This window comes from Streptomyces sp. NPDC051976, from assembly GCF_040680795.1.
In the GTDB taxonomy this organism is placed as follows: domain Bacteria; phylum Actinomycetota; class Actinomycetes; order Streptomycetales; family Streptomycetaceae; genus Actinacidiphila.
Genome location: NZ_JBFAXL010000007.1, coordinates 134133 through 154354, shown reverse-complemented (window position 1 = coordinate 154354; position 20222 = coordinate 134133). Strand labels below are relative to the sequence as shown.

The following is a 20222-nucleotide window of genomic DNA, read 5'->3' as shown; positions in this document are numbered from 1 at the left end:
ACGGGAACGGCCAACGTGGAGCGGGCAGCGATTAGGACGCCTCAAGTCCCGCGTAGGAGTGCCTGATAGCGACGTTGCACACAATCGGCCGTATCCAGTGCGTGGCAGCGCGAAGCTCCGCTTTGGAGAACGTGAACGCCTCACTGTTGCTGTGAGGCGGGCGGGGAGTAGGAGTTCACCTTCGGCCTCTTCTTCGCGCTGCGGCTGCGGGCGCGTACGGCCCGTTCGCGGGGCGTCTCGTTACTTGTTTCGAATCCCAGCATCACGTTGTACCCCTCGCGGGCACGTTGCAGCCCGAAGCCCCTCAACTGCTCGACGCTGGTCCCCACAGTTCCGACTCTGCCGAGCTTCACCAGCTCGGCGAACTCCGATCCAACTAGGTAGCCGACGGCCCGGTCGTAGCTGAAAATGCGTCCGCCCTTGGGGCCGAGCGTGCAGTCGTCATCCAAGAGGACTCGGGCGTAGGAGAGGGGGATGTACATGCCATGGGCCAACTCGGTGCCGGAGGCTTCTCCGTTCCGCCAGTGTGCGAACTTCAGGAAGCACGCGTCCGGGGAGAGGCGCCACTCATGGGAGCGGGCGGGTTTTGAACTGAGCTGTGAAACCTTTTCCAAGCGGTCCATCTGTTCCAGGAGTTGCTTGTTCACCCGGTATTCCTTACGTCGAGGCTCCAAGCGCTTGTACTGGACGAGGACGAAGCTGTGCGTGGGGTGGTGGTAGTAGATCATGTCTGTGCCCAGTCGGCTCTCTACCGGAGTGGCATTGACATTGACGACTTCGAGACGGCGTCCTGCGGAGTCCTCCAGCACGTGGATGTCGCATCTAACGTCACTGCGTTGCCGCCAGTCGTCGAAGAGAGGCACTTCGCCGCCCAGGCCGACCCGTACGTCGTGGTCGATCAGGCTGTTCTCCACCGGGTCTGGAATGAGCCCCGCGAGGTATGGCTCTTCACGGGACGAGGGGCGCCCCCAGGCCGACAGCGCGGAGTGCGGGAAATCGGTCACGCGAGTGAGGGTCTGGGCAGCGTCTCTCTGTTCCTGCCATGCACAGTCCGCTGAGTCCTCGACGTTGAAGTGGAGCGGGTTGAGCTGGGCGAGCAACCAGTCGATGTACCGGGACAACTCGGGATGGCGACTTACGAGTGCTTCCTGCAGAGCCAGCCAGGTCTCCATGCCAAAGTGGCCCGCGCTTCCGGAGAGAGCCCGCTCCACGTGACCTCGGTGTGTCGAGGGCAAGGATGCGAGAATTCCGTCAGGCCCGTCCAGAGGGACCGGTTCCGGACATCTGCGCATGGGCTCGATGGTGATGCTTCTGTCGACCGGACCCACGGTGTTGATGCGCTGGACCGACCCCATCCAGGTGATGAAGCGGCCGTGTTCGACGAGCGCGTCTCGGCCGGAGTTAGCGGAACGCGCCGGGCTGTCGCGGACCAAGAACACCAACCGCGTACCGGTGTCCGACGTGTCGAGCCCAGTGGGCAGCCCTTTGGTGAAGTGTTCCGAGACTAGCCAGTCGTCTTCGGTGCCGGCCATCTGTTCCGGGGTGAGGGTCACTATGTAGGTCACAAGCGGACCTTACCGATGCGGTCGACACTCCAGGCGTACGGAACCTCCGGCACTGCTGAGGAACGGAGTTGAAGGCAAGCCTTGTTCTCACTGTGCTCCGTACTTCCCCCGTGCGCTCCCGGCGCCATTCTCAGCGAGCCGTCCAGAGTCCGATGGCGTGCTGGCTACTTCGGCGGGAAACTGTCCGGACCCAGAGCACCGTCGATCGGGCGCTCGCCAAGGCGAGCAACTCGGGCGAGCGCACTACCGTCGAGCAGCGCGTTCGGGCTGTTCTTTGGGCTCGGGCCATACGGCGACAGGTCTCGGGTTGACGTGCGCTGATTGCGCTGGCCTCGTTACCCTGTGTCGTAGGGAGCGCCGAGGTGTGCGGGGGCAAGGATGAGCACGGGGGATGCGGTGCATCGAACGGCCGCGGTGGAGCAGGGGATTGCATCCGCTGATGCGCTCTTCTCTCTGGAGGGCATCCCAGAAGGAGCTGTCGTACCAGAGCCGGAGGGCTTAGCTGCCACTGAGGCGGCAGTCGAGCGACTTGGTAGCCGGTTCGCCGGACTGGACGGTCAAGTACGGCACGCGCTGAGACGTACCCGAGATCACGCAGGCAATCTGTCCAGCGACCGTCTCCAGGGACTCTCGGAGATCGTGCAGAATGCCGAGGACCTTGACGCCACGGAAGTACGCATTCTGACAAAGGAACGGGAGCTCCTCGTCGCCCACAACGGCAGTCCCGTACGGCTGCCGGACGTTCTGGCCCTGGCGATGCCCTGGTTGACAAGCAAGGCAGAGCAAGCGGATTCCACCGGCAGGTTCGGGATCGGCCTGATGACCCTCCAGTCCCTCTCCCCGCATCTGGAGATTCACTGCGGGCATTACCGGTTCCGTGTCGGGGACCCCGACCTCTCCGTAGCCGAGCCGCTCCCAGTGCCCAACTGGTTCGCGGGCGACACCTGGACGGTTCTGCGGGTTCCTCTGGAGCCGGCTGTGCTCGGTGCGGACGAGGTGGACGCGTGGCTTGCCGAGTGGGGGGACAGCGCGCTGCTCTTCCTCGGCAGTGTCGGCAGTGTCACGCACCTGGACGAGCAAGGTGGCGTCCGGCACCGGCTGGCGCTCGACCGAGAGGTGGGCGAGCCGTTCGAAGCCGTGATGGGCGGGCGAAGCGTCGACGTCGAGACCGGCGAGGCGCGCGCCGGCGACGGGTCCCGGTGGATGGTGTGCCGCACGACCGTTCCCAGCCCCTCCGGGATCACCCGGTCCCACAAGGCGGTGGGGCCCACCACGACAATCGCTGTGGCTCTTCCTCTCGAACGCGATTACACCGGGCGGATCTACGCCGGACTTCCGGTTGCGGACACCGCGCTGGCCCTCTGCGTGAGCGCCCAGTTCGACCCGATCGCCAGCCGTCAGGCGCTCGACGACACTCCCTGGAACCGTGCGCTGAACGAATTGGTGGGCGACCTGTGGACAGCCGCCGCCCTGTGGCAGTTCCGGCGGGGTCCAGCACGGGCCTGGCGCGCCATGCCGCTCCCCGACGACATGCGCGACTCCCGTGACCCGGTCGCCGCGCTGGAGCGACTACTCCTCGACCGTGCCAGGGCGGGCGTGTCCCACGGTCTCGTCCTGGACGTCCCGGGGCAGGGGCCGCTCGGCCTGGGCGACCTCGCGGTGGAGGACGAGACGCTGGTTGGCGTGGTCACCGAAGAGGAAGTCTCTGGCGTCGCAGAGCGGACCGCCGTACTGCCCGGAGCGGCGCGGGACGAGGACGGCCGATGGCGTGAGGTGCTGGCGGACTGGGAGGACCACCACGGTGCGGTGCCCGTAACTGTGGACCTCTACGACGCGCTACGCCTCCTCGACGACGAAACCCGGTCGCCGCAGGCGAACATCCGCCTCGCCGCGGTGGGACTTGCCTCGAATATCTATTCCTCCTTGCTGTCGAGCCGCTGGCTCGTGGACAGCTCAGGAGGACGCCACAGTGTGCCCCGGCCCGCGGAACCAGCGGTGTTCACCGACGCCCCGCGGGGCCTCGGCGCCAGTCTCGGATTCTCCCGGGAAATCCATCCGGCATTCCTCGCCGACTCCCATGAGGCGCGGTCAGTGAGGGCGTGGCTCCGTAAGCGGGAGGCGCTGCTGACCGACGCGGACGCGGTGGCCGTGATCCGGCGCCTCGCGGCCATCGGCGCGGCGGGGAACGGCGGCCCGAACGTACTGCGACTGACGGATGACCAGCTCATCGAACTGCGCGACGGGTTCGCACGCGTGCCGGACCTCGAACGTGAGACGTTGGGGCGCTACGTGGGCCACGCAATCCGGTTGCAGGGACATCGTTACGATCGGGCCGGAAAACGCGAGGACATCGACGTCGCTCCAGCCAGGGCGTACCTGCCCGCCCGACTGGACAGCTCGGAACGCGAGGAGAGCTTCGCCTTTGCTGCCGGTCGCACGGTCGGGCTGGTGTGGCTTCGGTCTCGGTACGCCGAGGTCCTGCAGCGCGGCGGCGCCGGGATGGGCGCCCGCAAGTTCCTGAGGCTCCTGGGCGCGGAGACCGCGCCCAGGTTACGCAGGCACCCGGGGGCGCGGGAACGCTTCACGCAGAGCCCGAAGGGGCTGCCGGCGGATGTCATGTCGGGACCTCGGGCACGCACGGATGCCCTGCGAGCTACGAAAGCGACCTTCACGCTTGACGACTACGAAAGCCCAGACCTACGTGCCGTCGCCTCTGGCATAGCGTCGGAGCAGAACCCGCAGATCCGCAGGCGCAGGGCGGCAGCGCTGTTCCACGTCCTCGGGCGGGCATGGAGCCGCTTCTCTGACCACGATGAGGTGGACGCCGTCTTCGACTACTACGCATGGCAGAACCGGGGCAGGACTGCAGCTTTCTGGCTTTGGCAGTTGCGCGAGACCCCATGGCTGGACGACGGTAACGGCACACCGTCTGCCCCGGCCCGACTCTGCATGCGGACCACCGGCACAGTTGCTGTGTACGGGGCGGACAACGAGCGATTCATCCATCCCGAGATCCAGCAACTGGTCGGCAGACGCAGTGATGTGCTGCGCGCCCTGGAAATTTCTGCGGAGGCTCGGACCGAGGACCTCGTGGAATGTCTGGAGCGCCTGCGCCGACGGGAGGAAGAGGGCGGCGACAGGGATGTGCCCGCGGCACTGATCCTCTACCAAGCCCTGGCCGAGCGCGCCTTCGTCCGTGGCACGGCCGCCCCGGGGGAGATGTCCTTGGGCTCGGTCCTCCGGGCGTTCGGCGAGGGGAGCGGCCTCGTCCTCACAGACTCTGGCTGGTGCCGGCCGAGCCAGTGCCTGCGCGGGGCGCCGCTCTTTGGCCCACTCCGTGTGTTCGCTCCCACGTTTCCACGCAGCGAGGAGTTCTGGCAGCGGCTCGAAGTGCGCCTGCCGAATGTGGACGACGCCACGGCTGTGATCAAGGAGCTGGCCCAGCGAGACCGGAAGCAGGGTCGGGGCGAGCCGGATGGGACGACCCAGTCCATCGTCCTGGAGACACTGAAGATGCTCGCGGCTCTAGGCCGTGCCCGTCCCGGTGCGTTGACGGCCAAGCGTCTGGGACGCCTCCCTCTTTGGACGAGCGAGGGCTGGCGAAGTAAGCGGCCCGTGTACGCCGTCGAAGACCCGGTGGTAGCCGAGGCGCTGGGTCGGGAACGTGCGGTGTGGTGCCCGGGAGCCGAACTGGGGCAGTTCCGGCCGTTGATCGGAGCCCTGCGCGTAAGCGAGATCGCCGCAGGGGACGTCACCGTGTACAGCTCTGGCCCGGCGACGCCGGACCCGAACGCCACAGCGCTGGTCCGGTCAGCCGTCACTCACCTCCGTGAGGACCTGCAGCGCAACGCCGCGAGGGTTGCCCAATCCCTGGACTGCTCGTGGGACCAGCTGGCTGACCTGACTGTTTGCGTCGCCCCTCACCTGGCCTGCTGCCTCGATCTTCCGGATACGGGCGAGGCGGTGCACGCGCCCGTGGACGCCGGGATCGACTGGTCCACGCGCACGCTGTACGTCCGTGACGCTGCCGCTCTGACACGCACATCCGGGGCGGGCCGATCGATCGCCGCCCGGTTTCCGGGCAGCCACCGCGAGGTGGCCCTTGCCTGGGGAGCAGCGTGTGACCAAGCCGAGAAGGGCCGTACAGCTGTACAACTGAGCCTTGCCGACGACCAGGTGCGGCGCGATCGGGAAGCGGCGGAGGCCGAACGCGAACGACGGCTCAGGGAACTCGGAAACGAGGTGGATCAACGCCGTACCGCGACCAAAGCGCAGGCTGGCACAGTGGCCGGTACCCCACGGACGGCAGTGATCCTGCCGCCTCCCCCCAGCACACCACCGCCCGCGGGACCGTCAGCCCCGCCTGTGCCCCCCGCCGCTCCACCGCGGAGGCTCGTCGACCCCGGCAGGCTCCGGCTCGTCGATCCGAGCGGCCTCATCACGCCGCCGAAGCCCTCGGCTGCGGCTGCGGCTGTGCCCAGCGCACGGCCGAGCGGGTACACCTCGGGTACGTCCGGTCTGCCCCAGCCCCGCGCCGGATCGGCGATCCCCCATCAGCACACGCCACCGCGCCCCTACACGGGCACGGAGCAGGAAAAGGTGGGTCTGGACGTGGTGCGCAAGGCACTCGCCACCAACGACGACTGGCTGCGTGACCTACGGGCCCAACGCGGCCTCGGCGCCGACGCGGTTGACGCACTGTCGCGGTTCTATGAACTCAAGGCATATAAGGACGCCGAGCCGGACACAGTGCTGCTGACGCCCGCGGAGTTCCAGCGAGCAATGGAGACTGACGACTTCTTCCTCGTCATCGTCTCAGGGCTGGAGTCCGGAGCCGGCCTCGTCTCTGTACGCATCATCCCGCAGCCGCTCCAGCAGCTGACCTGCCGTCCGAGTAACAGTGTGACGGTTACGGGCATCAGAGGGGCGCACAGCCGGGTGTACCAACTCGAGGAGGAGAGATAGGCCAGCCAGCCGTGGCGCTCGGAGACCGGGCGCCGGAGGCGATCACATCTGCCGAGAGCCGCGTGTGCAGCCCGGCGACAGCTCGCGGTCTGGCATGTTGGCGCCTAGCCCCTGAATCAGAGGTGTTGAAGTTGATCAGGGGTTGACGGGCGACGGTTGCAGGCCCGGCGTACAGCCTGTCAAAGCCGCCATCACTGTTCGGACTGGCCAGCTCTCTGACGCCGTGAGCATTCAGTTTCCGTACTCTCGTAGCACGCCGCTAAGCCCACCACTCCGTAGGCATCTCCCGTACGAGGTAGCTCCACGGATCGTTCCGAAGAGCCGGTGGTGGGAATTCCTCGTACAGCAGGCGAGAGACCTCCTGGCAGACGAACTGCGTGAGGCCACGGAGGGTCACCCGCAGGTGCTCCCAGCCGTGCGTATCCTCGATGACTTCCACGAACCGTTCTGGACGACGCGCATCGTCCGTGACGTGTGACAGTGCGTTCCGGCGCGCCCCGAAGCGGCTGAAGTGGTTGTTGAGCTGGGAGAAGACTGGCTGTGAGAGCAAGGGCCGTGATTCCGCAAGCAGTTCCAGGAGCGCTCGGCCGCCATCCCCGGCTCCCGGTTTCAGTGCCTCTGCGATCCCGTAACCGCGCCAGTAAGTGGACGTCTGCATCATCTCAGGCCACGGCTCGGCCATGCCCTCCAGCGCGAGGACATGGTTGACGAGCCCGAGATACGCCGCGGCGAGGTTTTCGTCGTCAGGCAGGCTTGCCAGAGCGACGGGGTCGATTGGTACGTCAGTAGAACTCAGGCTGACGACTTTACCTAGAGTCCACCCGTATATGACCGGGTTGAGGACTGATGGCAGAGGCATCTTCAGATCGGGGACCTCGCCGACCGCACGTGTATAGACGTTCGCCCTGAGAGCCGCACTCAGAGTGTTGTCGTCGCCTGTGTTGCGAAGGCCGGCCAGTATCCAGGTAGCCAAGAGGGCATGCTCGACACCCCCGACCGAGACGTTCCCGACGCCTTCGGCACCGGCCAGTTCCAGCTGCATCGCCCAGTACTCGTCGTAGGCGTCGGCAGCGGTACTCAGCCATGCGGGGGCGTACCCAATCTCGCTCAGCCGCTCCTCGAGGTCGTCGTATCGCTGCTTGTCCGCGGCAAGCAACCGGTACAGCTCGGCGTAGACGAGGGGCGAAAGCGTGCAGCTCATGCAGTCCACAAGACCTGCTCCAATTGGTCCGCCAACCCCACGTCCGGCTCCGCGTCTCCTTCGAACTCGAGGGCCTCCGCCGGGATCGGGAATCTCTCGATGTCCGTCCTCCGCAAGGACGGAACTGTCACGCCCCGCAAGAACATGCGCCTCCTGGTCTGCCCCTCGCGCCCGTTCAGGAAGTGCGCGAGCGCAGGTCCATGTGACTGGTCATGCAGCCGGAGGACGAAGATGCCCGGATCCGCGGCGGCCGGGCGTTGCGCGACGGTGGCGTACGAGTACTCGCCCACGCGGGCGATCAGGAGGTCGCCCGGGGCGATGAGGGTGACGGTGGTGGACTGCGACGCGGCCCATCGCCGGGTCGGATGGCCCCCAAGGACACTCACGTCCACGACCGGAAGTGTGCCCGGCAGTTTCGTCGGCACCTCGAAGCCGCGGGTTGAGCGGGACGGCTCCATCTCCCGTACGAAGGAACCGAGCGGTTCGCCGTCCTCCAGGAGCTCGGGACGAGGAGTGGCGAGCATGATCCCCCAGTCGTCCCGGAGTCGAAGGTCAGCCGTGACCCACCACGTCGACTCTGACGGCTCCTCCTCGCGATGCGTTCCCGCCTCGATCGAAGCCAGCACTTTGTCGAGCCGCTGGACCTCCACAAGGGGCGGCAGGGGCACGCCCATCTCCAGCAGATCCGGCGTCTTCACGGACGCCGTAGTGGTACCTGTGGCCAGCGACGCCCGACGAGCCTGTCCTGCCCGTGAGTTCAACACGGCCCAGATCCACCGGGAATACACCGGATCGAGAGGCCGGAGGGCTGTGAACCGGGATGAGAGGAGCGCACCGTTCAGCCGGTCGTTGACAAGAACGGCTGGCCCGGACGGCGAGGGCGGCACCAGGACATCACCACGCCGAAGGCCGCGCGTTCCGACGGTGAATGCCTTGCCTTGGTACTTGGTGTTCCGCCGCCGAATCGCCCCGGTCCGCGCCACCAGGCCGGCAGGCGTGATGACCGGGGAACCAGCGGTCGCGACACTCCCAGCTCGAACACTGGTAACGAGTTCACGCAATGGGACCACCGGCGCCGCTGTCGGCCAAGCGAAGGTGGAACCAACCAGGCGTCCTGGATCCCAGTCGGCCTCGCCCCGCAGATCAACTGTCAAGAAGCTACTCATGACCGTCCTGCGCTACGTGGCCGGTCGTCCTCTGCGTCGACGAACTCCAAGACGGCATTCAGCCCGGGACCTTCCGAGCCGAGTTGAGTCTCCCAGTCCTCACCGAGATGGGCGACCAGCGTCTCCGCGGGCTCAGTGCGGTCGATGACGACGAGAACGGAACGGACACCGGTGCCCGTGATCGCTCCTGCCGGAAGACCGATAAGAGCGGCTACGTGGAAGTTCTCGGCCAGGAACATCCTGTACGCCGCGTGCCGGTCCCCGAAGGTGAACGAGTGAGCGATGTGCAGGACAGTGCGACCTCCGGGCTTCAGCGCCCGCACACACTTGTCCATCGCTGCGACACCGCCGTCGGACGTGGTCGATCCGTCCAGGAGAATGTGGCGGTCGGCCAGGGAGAGACCGACAGGCGGCGCCGAGATAACGACGTCGGCATCCGCGAAGTCCCTTTGGAAGGAGTCGCCCCTCTCGATCACCACGCGCCTCGGCGCGTCCCGACCGATCCCGGCCGCCAGTTCGGCCAGCTGTGTGTCGAGCTCGTAGCCGATGAACTCCGCCGCGACGCCTTGCTCCGCAGCACGGTCCAAGGCCGTCCAGAGGAACGATCCGGTTCCGCAGAACGGATCCAAGACGGTGCCAGCCAGGTGCTTCTCAACCAGCGCCGAAACGGCGGAGGCAACGACTCGGGGTGAGCTGAATTCTCGGTGTCTGCCGCGAGAGGCGAACTCGGTCAACGCGTCCCGTTTCGCGCGCCAGAGCACGTCTGCCCGAACCGGCACGAACCCACCGTCGGGCAGTTCGATACCCGGCCTCCCACTTCGGGACGATGTCAGGACGTCCCCGGAAGGAAAGTACCGGTCGGCTGAGACCCCGGTGTTGCGGAGACGATCCGCCTCGAACCAAAGACGTTGCACCAAGAGGGAGGTAGCCAGCGACCGGTCGGTGACCAAGCCTTGCGAGCCGTGCTCGGGCGGAGCCGGGCCGTCGACCGGCTGCAAGGAACGGACACCACGGTCGGCCTTGAACCACTGCCCATTGATCACCGCGTAGTGCTCGAGCGTACCCAGCAGGTCCCGGCTGCCCGCCAGGGAGGGAAGGACGAGTTCGGGCCGGCGGAGCTTCTTGTTTTTGTACTCGACAACTGCCCACGGCACGAGTTCCCCGTCGGCATTCGACGCCCACGCCAGTACATCCGGCCGAAGGTTCGACAGATTTTCAAGCCGCGGCTCGACCTGCAGAATCGTGTATCCGACGGCACGCATCGCGGCACGAACCTCGGCGGTGTCGGACCTGTGATTCGGCATGGGGCTCCCCTCCCTTCTGCCGCCTTCCGCAACAAGGCAGCCCGGCAGGCTATCGCGTCTGATCAAGCCCTGCCAACAGAGGCGCGACGGGTACGGAGGGCCGGTTCGCACGTTCGACTCGGGCACCGGTGTCGAGGCTGGGTCGCGATCGGCCCGTGCGACCCCGGAGACACAAGGTGGCACTGGCGTTCGACCTGCACCCTTTCGTCCGGTACATGATTCACGCGGTGGAACTTGTCCGGGACGGTCCGGTCAGCGTGGTGTGCTTAGTAGGTCGACCGTCCGTTTCCGTCGCTGGCAGAGGGCGTCAATCACTAAGCTGGTTCGGACCTTGTCAAGCGTCAGACGAGAGCAGGCTTCGGCCGTGCCCGCTTGCTGTCGAAACGGTCTCAGGCAGAGGAGGGGTGGTGCGCGATCAGTGACCGCGCGAGATGGTCGGCGACTTCATCGGCTCCGGCCTGCAGGGCCGCCATGGTGACGGACTCGTCGGGTTCGGTACGCAGGGCGAATGACCTGAAGCCGGCGAGACTGGCTGTGCGCCGTGACTGACGTGGGTCGAAGGTATCGATGCTGGTCGTGGCGGGCTCCGATACGCCAGCAGCCACCACGATGCGGTCCTGCCTGATGATGTTCAACGAGCCGGTGAACTTGAGCAGTTCGGCGATCTGCTTGGGCAGGGCGTTGGGATCGAGGATCGGACCCATAGTGTCCTGGGGGAGCAGGGCTCGGGTGGAGAGCTGGCCCGTCTTGTACAGGCGGACCTCTACGAGGTGGCCCGGACGGGGCGTGTCCCACGACCGGGGGCGGCTGGCAGGGACGGAGACGGCCATATGGCCCTGCGACCGGGAAGAGCTGAGGGGGACATTGTCTTCGACCATACCGGTCGCGCGCACACGGCCCGGCAGCGACTGGCCGAGCGCCTCCAGTTCCCTGGCTGAGTAACCAGCAGAGTCCAGCGGTAGGACGTGCAGCTCCAAAAGGGTGGTCACGCCGGCGGTCTGCAGACCGCCTGTACCCTCCTCAAGGGTCCAGTGCAGGGCGGGTGGCTGGGCCAGCTTGGCGAAGGCCAGGGGGGACGGGCCCGACTCCAGCTCCCGGATCATCCCGGCGACCTTAGGGAGCAGATCCGCGGCCGTGCGGTAGCTGTCGCGGAATACTCCGGTGGCGTACGCCTCCACTACGCGTACGAACGCGTGCTGATTGGGCTCGAAGGTCACGTCCAGCTTGCGATAGACGAGGCGGGGCATACCTGCTTGTTGGGCTGCTACCCACTCGTCATGGGTTGCTGACTGCCCCGTCTCGGGGAACACGTGGCCGTAGTTCGGGCCCAGGAGGAAGAGGCAGGCGTCGGCGGTCGACAGAGCTTTCAGGCAGGCTTCCCGGCTCGGCGTGGTCTGAGCTGAGAAGTCCTCGAACCGGACCGGGGTGTGCCCGAGAGCGCGGACCAGCCCGTCAAGGGCGTCACGCTCCTCCTCCAGACTCTTGCGGGCACTGCTGATGAAGATCCTCACGCTACGGTGTCTCCACTGCTGAGGGTTCTGCTGTGAGGCGAACCGGGTGGCTGGTGCCGGCATTCAACTGGGGGTTTGATGGCCGAGACGTCGGAAGAGGCGATACGCGCCTATTGGAAGGAGCACCGAGAGCAACTGCGGCAGTGTGAGACCCAGCGCTCCACATTGACGAACCTCCTACTCGTCGTCACGGCAGCCCTGAGCGGTCTGATCGTCCAGCAGAAGTTCACGCTGAACGTCATGCCTTTGTGCCTCTTCGTCGCGACGACTGGAGTCTACGGGGCTGTGGCGGTGGCTAAGTACTACGAGCGGGCCTCCTACCACCTCACCCAGGCAAGGGCGTTGACCCGAGACCTGGCGGGCCGGGGCGTGCTGGGGTCCGATGAAGGGCTCGCCCGGGCACGCGCGGCGCACTACCGCGAGTTTCCCCGGCTGCACCGCATTCGGCTTCACCGCCTGTGGGTAGGGCTGCACCTCGCTATAGCCCTGTACGGGCTCTCCCTCCTTCTCGTCTGTGTGATTGTCGCCTGACGACTCAGGGAGAGGGAGCACAACACACGCGCGGCGCTCTGGTGCGGTCTATTGCCGCCTGAGCAGTAGCTGTCGCCCTGCCTGGATCCTGTGGTCCGCTCCGCTCCTTCGCGGCACCGCCATGTTGTCTCCACAGCACTCCCTTGCTCTGAATCGGGGACCGCTCGCTGGTACGGCCATCAGCCGCCGCCCCTCCGCGGCGCTTATACTCTCACCGTGGTAGGAGAGGACGCCCACTTAAAGGGAATCTCGGGAGCGAAGAGAGCCAAGCTCTACCTCGAGGGCACGATGCGGATCTGTGGGGCCTTCGCGAACACGGACTCGGACGCCTGGGCGAGGAAACTGACACTCGCCTGGCCGGAGGGCGGACAGACCTTTTCCTTCGACCTGGGCGGGTCGATGCGGGGCGCCCCGTACCATGGCGACCAGTTCTGCGCGGAGGTCAAGCACTATCAGGGGCCGGCGGACCAGGGCACTCACTTCGTCGAGTTCCTCGCCAAGTGCTACGTCGCGCACCAGGAGAAGTACCTCTTCGGCGATCACTACATGTGGATCACCTGGGCCCCCTTCAATGTGACCAGTTGGTCACAACTACACGAGCCGCAAAGGATCGAGTCCGCTGTCGTCCAACACCGGCAACGCATCTTCGGTGACGTCTCCGAGGACGAAGCCAGGAAGAGAATCGACACAAACGCGGTCCAGAGCGTGTCCGAGCGCGTGTGGCGCATCGTCCTGTCAGAGAAGCAGGAGGGTTTGCTGCCCCTCACCGAGTGGCGGGCCATCCTGGCGCACGAGCTGATCCTGAAGGGGGAGTGGTGAACGCCGTCGCATCGTCGATCGCCGAGGCACTCGAGGCGGACGACCCGTACCGCACCTTCGCCGAAATCAAACGACTCCTCGAACAGCACCTTCGACAGATCAATCCGCAGATCCGGACCAGGCGCACCGGATACTACAACCACACCCACATGCCGGACCTGGTCATGCGATGGCCGCACGACGACGACCTCAGCGACCGATACGTCTACCTGCGCAGCACGACGGACGCGGACGAGCTCGGGTTCGACATCAGGCGCCTTGCTCGCCAGGACCGGCCCATTGTTCTGGCGCTCGGCGCTCTCCGTCCGTCCTTCGACGCCCGCATCCTGGATTCGCTCGCGATCGACCACCACACCCTGGTCTTGGACCTGGCGGCTTTCGCGGAGCTGACCGCTGGCGAGTCGGCCGACGCCGCGTTGAGGCGTCTGATCGCGAACACCGTCATTGAAGGCGGCCAGGGCCTCCTCGACGAGCGCTCCGTATCCCGGCTGGGCCGTGCCATGACGACCGGCGCGCAGGCAGCCCGCCGCGGTGATCGTGAGGGGACTGAGGACGCGCTTGCCTTTGCCTCGGACACGCTCTCCCCACCGATCGCGCGCCGCCTGACGGCCTTCTTGAGTACCTTATGGCGCGCTAGTGGTGCACCAGTAGCCGCACTCGAACGCGCTCCCAAATATTCGCAGCAACTGGACGAGTCGTCGCTCGGTTACCTCCTCGAAGGCCAGGAAATCACTGATGGGAACTTCTGGAGCCGTATCGCCCGTGAGATCACTCTGGCCGATCTGCTGCGGCACGGCAGGATCACCGCCACCGACAATCTCCAGCACCTCATGCGCGCCGCGCTGAGCACATGGAACGCCCGGGTATGCGGCGTAGCCCCCTCATCCTTCGCTGCTCGCCGTGGCGCAGCCCCCCTGCACTGGACTACGGGTGAGGGAGTCCTGAGCTTCGACGCGCCCGGCTTCGTTCTCACGCTCGCACAGAAGGTCGACCACCTGCCATCGTCGGCGGCACGAGCGGCGTACGAACTGCCGGCCCTCGACGAGGTCGGCAATCGTCTGCCGCTCCTAGGGCTGAGCCTCAAGGCCATCACACTGGTCAAGGGTGGCGGAAAGGTGGCGTACGCAGGAGAGGTGGGCGCCTTGCATGGGGACCGGCTCCGCCACCTCAGTGAATCTCTCGGACCTGGAACCCTGGTCAAGACAATCGAAGCAGCCCTGCCGCCAAGTGGCGTACCGGTGAGGTACAACTTCTCCACCCGGACCGCCTCGGTAAAACCGCCCCGCGGCAGTGTCCCCCTACTGGAGCTCGTGAACACCTCCATTCGACTCTTCACGGATCTATCCCACGCGGAGGAGGAACGCCTCATCGAGGTGATCCCGTCGGGCGGCCGCACCCTGCATGCCGGAATCGATCACGACATGCAGGGGACAGAGCCCCCCGCCGACTGACGCGCGGCGGGTCCACAGTGGGCGCACCGACACGACTCCACCGCGTGAGGCTCCGTACCGGGGGAGGTGCTGCCGTACTGCGAGGAGCCATGCCAGATTGTCTGTGCCGAACCGACTTACGGCCGTGACGCTCATTTGACGCTCCGGGCGCCCGCTGGCCCTCATTCGGGACTCGAAAGCCTCTCTGACCTGCTGCTTTAACGCCTGTTTCCAGGCCGACATCTTCCCGGTGACCCACCATGTGGAGTGCGTGGCGATCCTGGTGCCCGCGAAGTAGCGGGGGCGGGCCGTCAGGGCCGTCACCTGGGCAGTACGCAGACCGGCGTCGGTGCCTTGAAGGACGCGCCGGTGGCCGTCAGCGCGCCCGACGCGGGGTCGCGGCGGAAGGTGGTCACGGTGCCGGAGTTTTGGTTGGCGGCGAACAGCAGCGTCCCCGAGGGGTCGAGGCTGATGTGCCGGGGATAGGCGCCACCCGTGGGCACCGTGTCCAGCAGCGTCAGGGACGCGCCCGCGCCGCCGACGGCGAACCGCGCCACGCTGTTGTGGCCGCGGTTGGAGACGTAGACGAAGGCGCCGTCGGGTGAGACCAGCACCTCGGCCGGGTAGTTGCGCTCCGACGGGGGCGGGCCCGCGGGCACCGTGGGCTGCGGGGCGCCGGGGGTGAGCCGACCGGTCGCCGGGTCGTAGCCGCAGACGATCACGGAATCGCCCAGCTCGTTGGCGAGGTACGCGAACCTGCCGGACGGGTGGAACGCCAGGTGCCGCGGTCCCGCGCCCGGTGTGACACGCGCCTGCGAGACCGCCGCCAGCTTCCCCGTCGCCGTGTCGAGCCGGTAGGTGTAGACGGTGTCGGTGCCCAGGTCGACGGCGAGTACGTAGCCGCCCTGCGGGTCGCTGAGCACCATGTGGGCGTGCGGCCCCTCCTGCCGGTCGGGGTCGGGGCCCGAGCCGCTGTGCTTCACCAGGTCGCTGCGCGCCCGCAGGCTGCCGTCGGAGGCGATCGGGTGCACCGCGACGCTGCCGGAGTCGTAGTTCGCGCTCAGCACATGGCGGCCGCCGGGGTGCACCGACAGATGGCACGGCCCGGCGCCACCGGTGCTCTGCGCGCTGCCCAGCACCTTCAGCCGTCCCTGGGCGTCGATCGCGACGGCGGTCACCGAGCCCTTCGACTGCTCGTTGACGGCGTAGAGGTGCGTCCCGTCGCCGGACAGCGCGAGGAAGGACGGGTTCGCCACGCCCTTGAGCGTGCCCGTCGAGGTGAGCGTTCCGCTCTGCGGGTCGTACGAGGCCAGCCCGACGCCTTGCGTCGCGCTCGTCGTATAGGTGCCGAGATAGACGGGGCGGCGGGCCGCGGACGCCGCCTTGTGCGGTCCAGCTGCCGGTGCCGGGTGCGCCTGCTGCCCGCCGCCGGCATCGGCCGCCGCTGTCGTCGCGGGCCGGTCGCGGCGGGCGGGCGCGGCCATGGCGGCGGCACCGGTCAGGGCCGCCGCGACCGTGCCGGTGCCCGCGGCCAGCAGCAGGCGGCGGCCGACCCGCTTGCCGTCGCCGGTGTGCCCGGAGTTCTCGGCGTCGTCCGTGTGCGTGGCCTCGGCGCCGTCGTCGGCCCGGCGGTGCTGCGTGCCCATCGCGTCTCCCTGTCGGATCCGCCGGAGGGGTCGTGACCGACCCGTCGGCTTCCGCCTGCCGCTGATGCACTCCAGTGCCCTGAGTCACTCTGAAACCAGGGGTTGCGCTGGAACGGGAGCGTAAGAGGGTCTCGATCACCCGTCAATAGGTCTGGACCAAAGAAGGTTCCGGTTCCGGAGGAGTCCGGCGGAGGGAGGGGCCCTCAGGCTCCGCTCATCTCCAGGAGTTTGGTGACGGTGTTCCAGTTGCGGGCGGTGGCGGTCATGCCGAGGCGCCGGTCGGTGAGGAAGGCGGCGAGTTTCGAGTCCCTGATGCTCTCGGGGAAGTGGCCGTAGATCTCCCGCTCGCCCGCCCGGACCTCGTCGGGCGCGTACAGCGCCGGGTCGAGCGCCGCCAGCTTGTCCGCGGGCGCCGGTCCTGACAGGAACGTCACCAGGAAGCGCGATCCGTCGACCCCTGTCATGTCGAACGGGTTCGCCTCCACCACGCGCCGCAGATCCGCCGCGGTGCGCACCAGGCACTTGATGGTCAGGCCCAGCTCCTCGGTGATCCGCCGCTCCAGGTCGGCGGCCAGCCGGTCGGAATCCGTGTCCTTGTGCGCGAAAACGGCGTTGCCGCTCTGCAGATGCGTGCGCACCTCGGTGCCGCCCAGCCCCGACAGCAGGTCGCGCAGGGTCTGCATGGGCAGCTTGTTCTTGCCCCCGACATTGATTCCGCGCAGCAGCGCCACATAGGTCGTCGTCACCCTCGCCACGCTAGCGCCTGCCGTGGTGTCGGCGGTCATCGCGTCGACGCGTCGGGACGGCACCCTTCCCCGCCGTCACCCGGTGGGGAAAACCACGATCGCGCGAATCATGCGTGATGTCCCTCGTTCGGGGGACGAGACGGTCGCTGGAACGGTTCGGCATCCGGCGCGGTGGCTACGTTCGCGCCCATGACCACCATCCACGACCGGCCCGTCGTCACCGAACTGCGGCTGTCCGCCTTCAAATCGCACCGGGGTGCGTCCTTCGGGCTCGGTCCGCTCACCCTGCTCGCCGGGGGCAGCGGCACGGGCAAGTCGAGCGTGCTGGAGGCGCTGGCCGCACTCGGCAGGCTGGCCTGCGGCGACGGTCTTGACGAGGTCTTCTCCTCGGTGGTGCGCGGCGGCGCGGCGGCATGCGTACCGCAGGGCGCGCAGCCGGACCCCCAGGGGCGGCGCGGCTTCCGGATCGGCTGCACCGTGACCGGCCCGGTCGGCCCGGTCCGGCTCGACGTGGCGATCCAGGCGGAGCCCACCCTGAGGATCGTCGGCGAGCGGCTGACCGGGGCCGGCGAGACCCTGCTGACCACCGCGCTGCGCGATCCCGGACGCCCCACCGTCCAGGCCGCCTGGCACACCGCGGGGCTGGTCTCCGTCACCCGGGCGCCGCTGCCGGACGACCGGCTGGCCACCGCGCTGCTGCCGCTGCGCGTCGCGGGGCGTACCGACGGGCAGCGGCTGGTGCTCGCCGCGGCCGAGCAGATGGTGGTGGCGTTGCGCGGGGTGTTCCCGATCGCGCCCCGGCCGGAGTTGATGCGCGGCCCGGTGGCCACCGGGGACGGGCGGCTGCGCGCCGCCTGCGACAACCTGTCCGCCGTCCTGGCCAGGACCGAGGGCGAGTGCGTCACCCGGCACGCCGCGCTGGTCAACGCGGTGCGCGCGGTGTGCAGTCCGCCGGTGGAGGGGCTCACCGCGCTGCCCGCCCCCCGCGGCGGCGGGGGAGAGGGCGGTGCGGACGCCGCCGTCGCGGACAGGGTGATCGCGGCCGTGGACCGCGGACCGCTCGGCATGGTGCCCGTCGACCGCCTCGGCGACGGCGAACTCCGCTTCCTCGCCCTGGCGTTGGTGCTGCTCACCGGCCCCGGCGTGCTGGACGTCGACACCAGTACGGAACTGCTGCCCGCCAGCCAGGTGCTGACCGTGCTCGGTGACGGCCTCGACCACGGCCTGGACCGCCGCCAGCTCGGTGAACTGCTGCGGCTGGCCGGGGTGGCCGCCGCGCGCGGGCACATCCGGTTGCTCGGCACCGTCCAGGACGCCGGTTTCGCCGAGGGCGTCGGCGGTGTCTCGGTGACCGCGCTCGGGGGGCCGCAGTCGCGGCTCCACGAGGATGCGGTAGACCAGTCGGGGTGACGACCGACCACCCGGATCTGGCGGCGCTTCAGGCCCGCCTCGCCGCCTTCGCGGCGGCCCGCGACTGGCAGCCCTTCCACACGCCCAAGAACCTCGCCGCGGCACTGAGCGTCGAGGCCGCCGAACTGCTGGAGATCTTCCAGTGGCTGACCCCCGAGCAGGCGGCGGACGTGATGGCGGACGACGGCACCGCGCACCGCGTGCGGGACGAGGTGGCCGATGTGCTGGCGTATCTGCTCCAGTTCTGCGACGTGCTCGGCATCGACCTGCTGGAGGCGCTGGCGGCCAAGATCGACCGCAACGAGGAGCGCTTCCCCCGTCCCGATTCCTCGTCCGGGTGAGCGAGTTGTCCACAGCCCGGTAGTTGTCCACAGATCTTCCCCGCGCCTGCCCGCCGCCCGCCGATCTCTGTCACGCTGAGTGACGGTGAAGGGATCATCGCGGGACGCAGGACGCAGAACACAGGGCGCAGTGACGAAAGGCCGCGGTCGGGCGCGGCGGGACGCGGGGGTGCGGGATGGACGCGGCACGACTGGTGGAGCAGGCCGAGCGGGCGATGAGCGGGACGCCGCGGCCCGAGGCCGTCATCGCGGAGGCGTGGCAGGCGTACGAACTGACCGAGGCCGTCGGGCGGTTGCTGACCGCCGACCGCGATGACGGGCCGGTGGCCAGAGCCGGGCCGAGGCCGGTGGTCACGGCGTCCGGCGGCGACCCGCCGCGCGCCGAGCGGCTGACCGGGGTGCGCGACCCCGACGGCACGCTACGGCGGCTGCGCACCCTCCTCGGCGAGATCGGCCTTGCCCTGGTGGCCCTGACCTGCACGGCAGCGGACGAGGCCGCGTACTGGCACTGCATCGAGGCGCTGGACGCCGTCGACGAGTCCAAGGACCGCCTCCGCGCGCTGTCGGGCGCGGAGACGGGGTGAGGAGGGGGAGACGGGCAGCGCCAGAGGGCTCCTGGGAGGAGACATAGGAGGGGACAGTCGGCCGGCCCGAGGCAGGATGGAGGGGTGGACGACGGTGTGGACGACAGCGCGGCAGCGGGGCTGGGCGACGGCGTGACGCTGGTGCTGGACGGTGGGCTGTCCAACCAGCTCGCGGAGCAGGGCTGCGACCTGTCCGACCCGCTCTGGTCGGCCCGGCTGCTCGCCGACGCGCCCGCGCAGATCGAGGCCGCGCACGCCGCCTATGTACGGGCGGGGGCCCAGGTGCTGATCACCGCCAGTTACCAGGCCACGTACGAGGGGTTCGCGCGCCGGGGCGTCGGGCGGGCCGAGGCGTCCGGGCTGCTGCGGCGCAGCGTGGAGCTGGCCCGGCGTGCGGCGGCGGGGCGGCCGGGGGTGCGGGTGGCGGCCTCGGTCGGACCGTACGGGGCGATGCTCGCGGACGGCAGCGAGTACCGGGGGCGGTACGGCAGGAGCGTGCGGGAGCTGGAGCGCTTCCACCGGCCCCGGATCGAGACGCTGGCCGCGGCGGGACCGGACATGCTGGCGCTGGAGACCGTGCCGGACAGCGACGAGGCGGAGGCGATGCTGCGGGCGGTCGAGGGCTGCGGGGTGCCGGTCTGGCTGTCCTACACCGTGGACGGCGTGCGGACCCGGGCGGGACAGCCGCTGGCCGAGGCGTTCGCGCCGGCCGCGGGCCGGGACGACGTGATCGCCGTCGGGGTCAACTGCTGCGCGCCCGCCGACGTCGACCGGGCGGTGGAGATCGCGGCCGCGGTCACCGGCAAGCCGGTGGTCGTCTACCCCAACAGCGGCGAGCGGTGGGACGCCGAGGAGCGCCGCTGGTACGGCGGTTCGGCCTTCGACCCGGCGCGGGTGACCGGATGGCAGGCGGCCGGGGCGCGGCTGATCGGTGGCTGCTGCCGGGTGGGCCCCGGTGCGATCGCCGAGCTCGCGGCGGTGCTGCACGGCCGGGGGTGACCAA

General features: G+C 68.4%; 15 protein-coding genes. 8 read left to right on the top strand and 7 right to left on the bottom strand.

Annotated features, from left to right (window positions below):
* Window positions 1-140: 140 nt before the first annotated feature.
* Window positions 141-1565, bottom strand: coding sequence for a hypothetical protein (locus AB0M29_RS10725; RefSeq protein WP_365381803.1), 1425 nt, complete (start codon window positions 1563-1565; stop codon window positions 141-143).
* 639 nt (window positions 1566-2204) lie between these two features.
* On the opposite strand from AB0M29_RS10725, the gene AB0M29_RS10720 reads away from it, so the two are divergent.
* On the top strand, window positions 2205-6530 hold the full coding sequence (locus AB0M29_RS10720) for a hypothetical protein (RefSeq protein WP_365381802.1): 4326 nt from the start codon (window positions 2205-2207) through the stop codon (window positions 6528-6530).
* A 259-nt stretch (window positions 6531-6789) separates the two neighbouring features.
* Here AB0M29_RS10720 and AB0M29_RS10715 read toward each other — a convergent pair whose 3' ends face one another.
* From AB0M29_RS10715 to AB0M29_RS10700, 4 genes are all read right to left on the bottom strand, one after another.
* Window positions 6790-7731 carry a hypothetical protein gene (locus AB0M29_RS10715; RefSeq protein WP_365381800.1) on the bottom strand — a complete coding sequence of 314 codons (942 nt, stop codon included), beginning with the start codon at window positions 7729-7731 and terminating at the stop codon, window positions 6790-6792.
* Window positions 7728-8429 (bottom strand): hypothetical protein, encoded by a 702-nt coding sequence (locus AB0M29_RS10710; RefSeq protein ID WP_365381798.1) that lies wholly within the window; start codon window positions 8427-8429, stop codon window positions 7728-7730. The genes AB0M29_RS10715 and AB0M29_RS10710 overlap by 4 nt, the downstream gene beginning before the upstream one ends.
* 464 nt (window positions 8430-8893) lie before the next feature.
* Complete coding sequence (locus AB0M29_RS10705; RefSeq protein WP_365381796.1) at window positions 8894-10201, bottom strand: N-6 DNA methylase; 1308 nt, start codon at window positions 10199-10201, stop codon at window positions 8894-8896.
* Between the two features lie 389 nt (window positions 10202-10590).
* Complete coding sequence (locus AB0M29_RS10700) at window positions 10591-11712, bottom strand: DUF4062 domain-containing protein (protein WP_365381794.1); 1122 nt, start codon at window positions 11710-11712, stop codon at window positions 10591-10593.
* Between the two features lie 78 nt (window positions 11713-11790).
* Between AB0M29_RS10700 and AB0M29_RS10695 the strand changes: the two genes are divergently transcribed.
* The 3 genes from AB0M29_RS10695 (at window position 11791) to AB0M29_RS10685 (ending at window position 14513) form a co-directional block, all read left to right on the top strand.
* Window positions 11791-12243, top strand: coding sequence for a hypothetical protein (locus tag AB0M29_RS10695; protein WP_365381792.1), 453 nt, complete (start codon window positions 11791-11793; stop codon window positions 12241-12243).
* A 216-nt stretch (window positions 12244-12459) separates the two neighbouring features.
* The gene (locus AB0M29_RS10690; protein ID WP_365381790.1) at window positions 12460-13062 is read left to right on the top strand and encodes a hypothetical protein; all 603 of its coding nucleotides are present in this window, start codon (window positions 12460-12462) and stop codon (window positions 13060-13062) included.
* Entirely contained in the window at window positions 13059-14513 is a 1455-nt protein-coding gene (locus AB0M29_RS10685) for a hypothetical protein (protein WP_365381788.1), read from the top strand. Before AB0M29_RS10690 ends, AB0M29_RS10685 begins: the two co-directional genes overlap by 4 nt.
* 299 nt (window positions 14514-14812) lie before the next feature.
* Here the strand turns inward: AB0M29_RS10685 and AB0M29_RS10680 are convergent, their stop codons facing one another.
* Window positions 14813-16138, bottom strand: coding sequence for a lactonase family protein (locus AB0M29_RS10680; RefSeq protein ID WP_365381785.1), 1326 nt, complete (start codon window positions 16136-16138; stop codon window positions 14813-14815).
* A gap of 203 nt (window positions 16139-16341) precedes the next feature.
* Window positions 16342-16884 carry a DUF1697 domain-containing protein gene (locus tag AB0M29_RS10675; RefSeq protein WP_365381783.1) on the bottom strand — a complete coding sequence of 181 codons (543 nt, stop codon included), beginning with the start codon at window positions 16882-16884 and terminating at the stop codon, window positions 16342-16344.
* A gap of 189 nt (window positions 16885-17073) precedes the next feature.
* Between AB0M29_RS10675 and AB0M29_RS10670 the strand changes: the two genes are divergently transcribed.
* From AB0M29_RS10670 to mmuM, 4 genes are all read left to right on the top strand, one after another.
* On the top strand, window positions 17074-18294 hold the full coding sequence (locus AB0M29_RS10670) for an ATP-binding protein (RefSeq protein ID WP_365381782.1): 1221 nt from the start codon (window positions 17074-17076) through the stop codon (window positions 18292-18294).
* Window positions 18291-18635: a nucleotide pyrophosphohydrolase gene (locus AB0M29_RS10665; RefSeq protein ID WP_365381780.1), complete on the top strand. Its 345-nt coding sequence runs from the start codon at window positions 18291-18293 to the stop codon at window positions 18633-18635. Before AB0M29_RS10670 ends, AB0M29_RS10665 begins: the two co-directional genes overlap by 4 nt.
* 176 nt (window positions 18636-18811) lie before the next feature.
* Complete coding sequence (locus tag AB0M29_RS10660; protein WP_365381779.1) at window positions 18812-19219, top strand: DUF6099 family protein; 408 nt, start codon at window positions 18812-18814, stop codon at window positions 19217-19219.
* A gap of 84 nt (window positions 19220-19303) precedes the next feature.
* Window positions 19304-20218 (top strand): homocysteine S-methyltransferase, encoded by a 915-nt coding sequence (mmuM, locus tag AB0M29_RS10655; RefSeq protein WP_365381777.1) that lies wholly within the window; start codon window positions 19304-19306, stop codon window positions 20216-20218.
* Window positions 20219-20222: the final 4 nt, after the last annotated feature.

Excerpts from the sequence above, each read along its gene's own strand:
- AB0M29_RS10715 (WP_365381800.1), bottom strand. The coding sequence starts at position 7,731 with ATGAGCTGCACGCTTTCGCCCCTCGTCTACGCCGAGCTGTACCGGTTG.
- AB0M29_RS10705 (WP_365381796.1), bottom strand. The coding sequence starts at position 10,201 with ATGCCGAATCACAGGTCCGACACCGCCGAGGTTCGTGCCGCGATGCGT.
- AB0M29_RS10695 (WP_365381792.1), top strand. The coding sequence starts at position 11,791 with ATGGCCGAGACGTCGGAAGAGGCGATACGCGCCTATTGGAAGGAGCAC.
- AB0M29_RS10680 (WP_365381785.1), bottom strand. The coding sequence starts at position 16,138 with ATGGGCACGCAGCACCGCCGGGCCGACGACGGCGCCGAGGCCACGCAC.
- AB0M29_RS10670 (WP_365381782.1), top strand. The coding sequence starts at position 17,074 with ATGACCACCATCCACGACCGGCCCGTCGTCACCGAACTGCGGCTGTCC.
- AB0M29_RS10660 (WP_365381779.1), top strand. The coding sequence starts at position 18,812 with ATGGACGCGGCACGACTGGTGGAGCAGGCCGAGCGGGCGATGAGCGGG.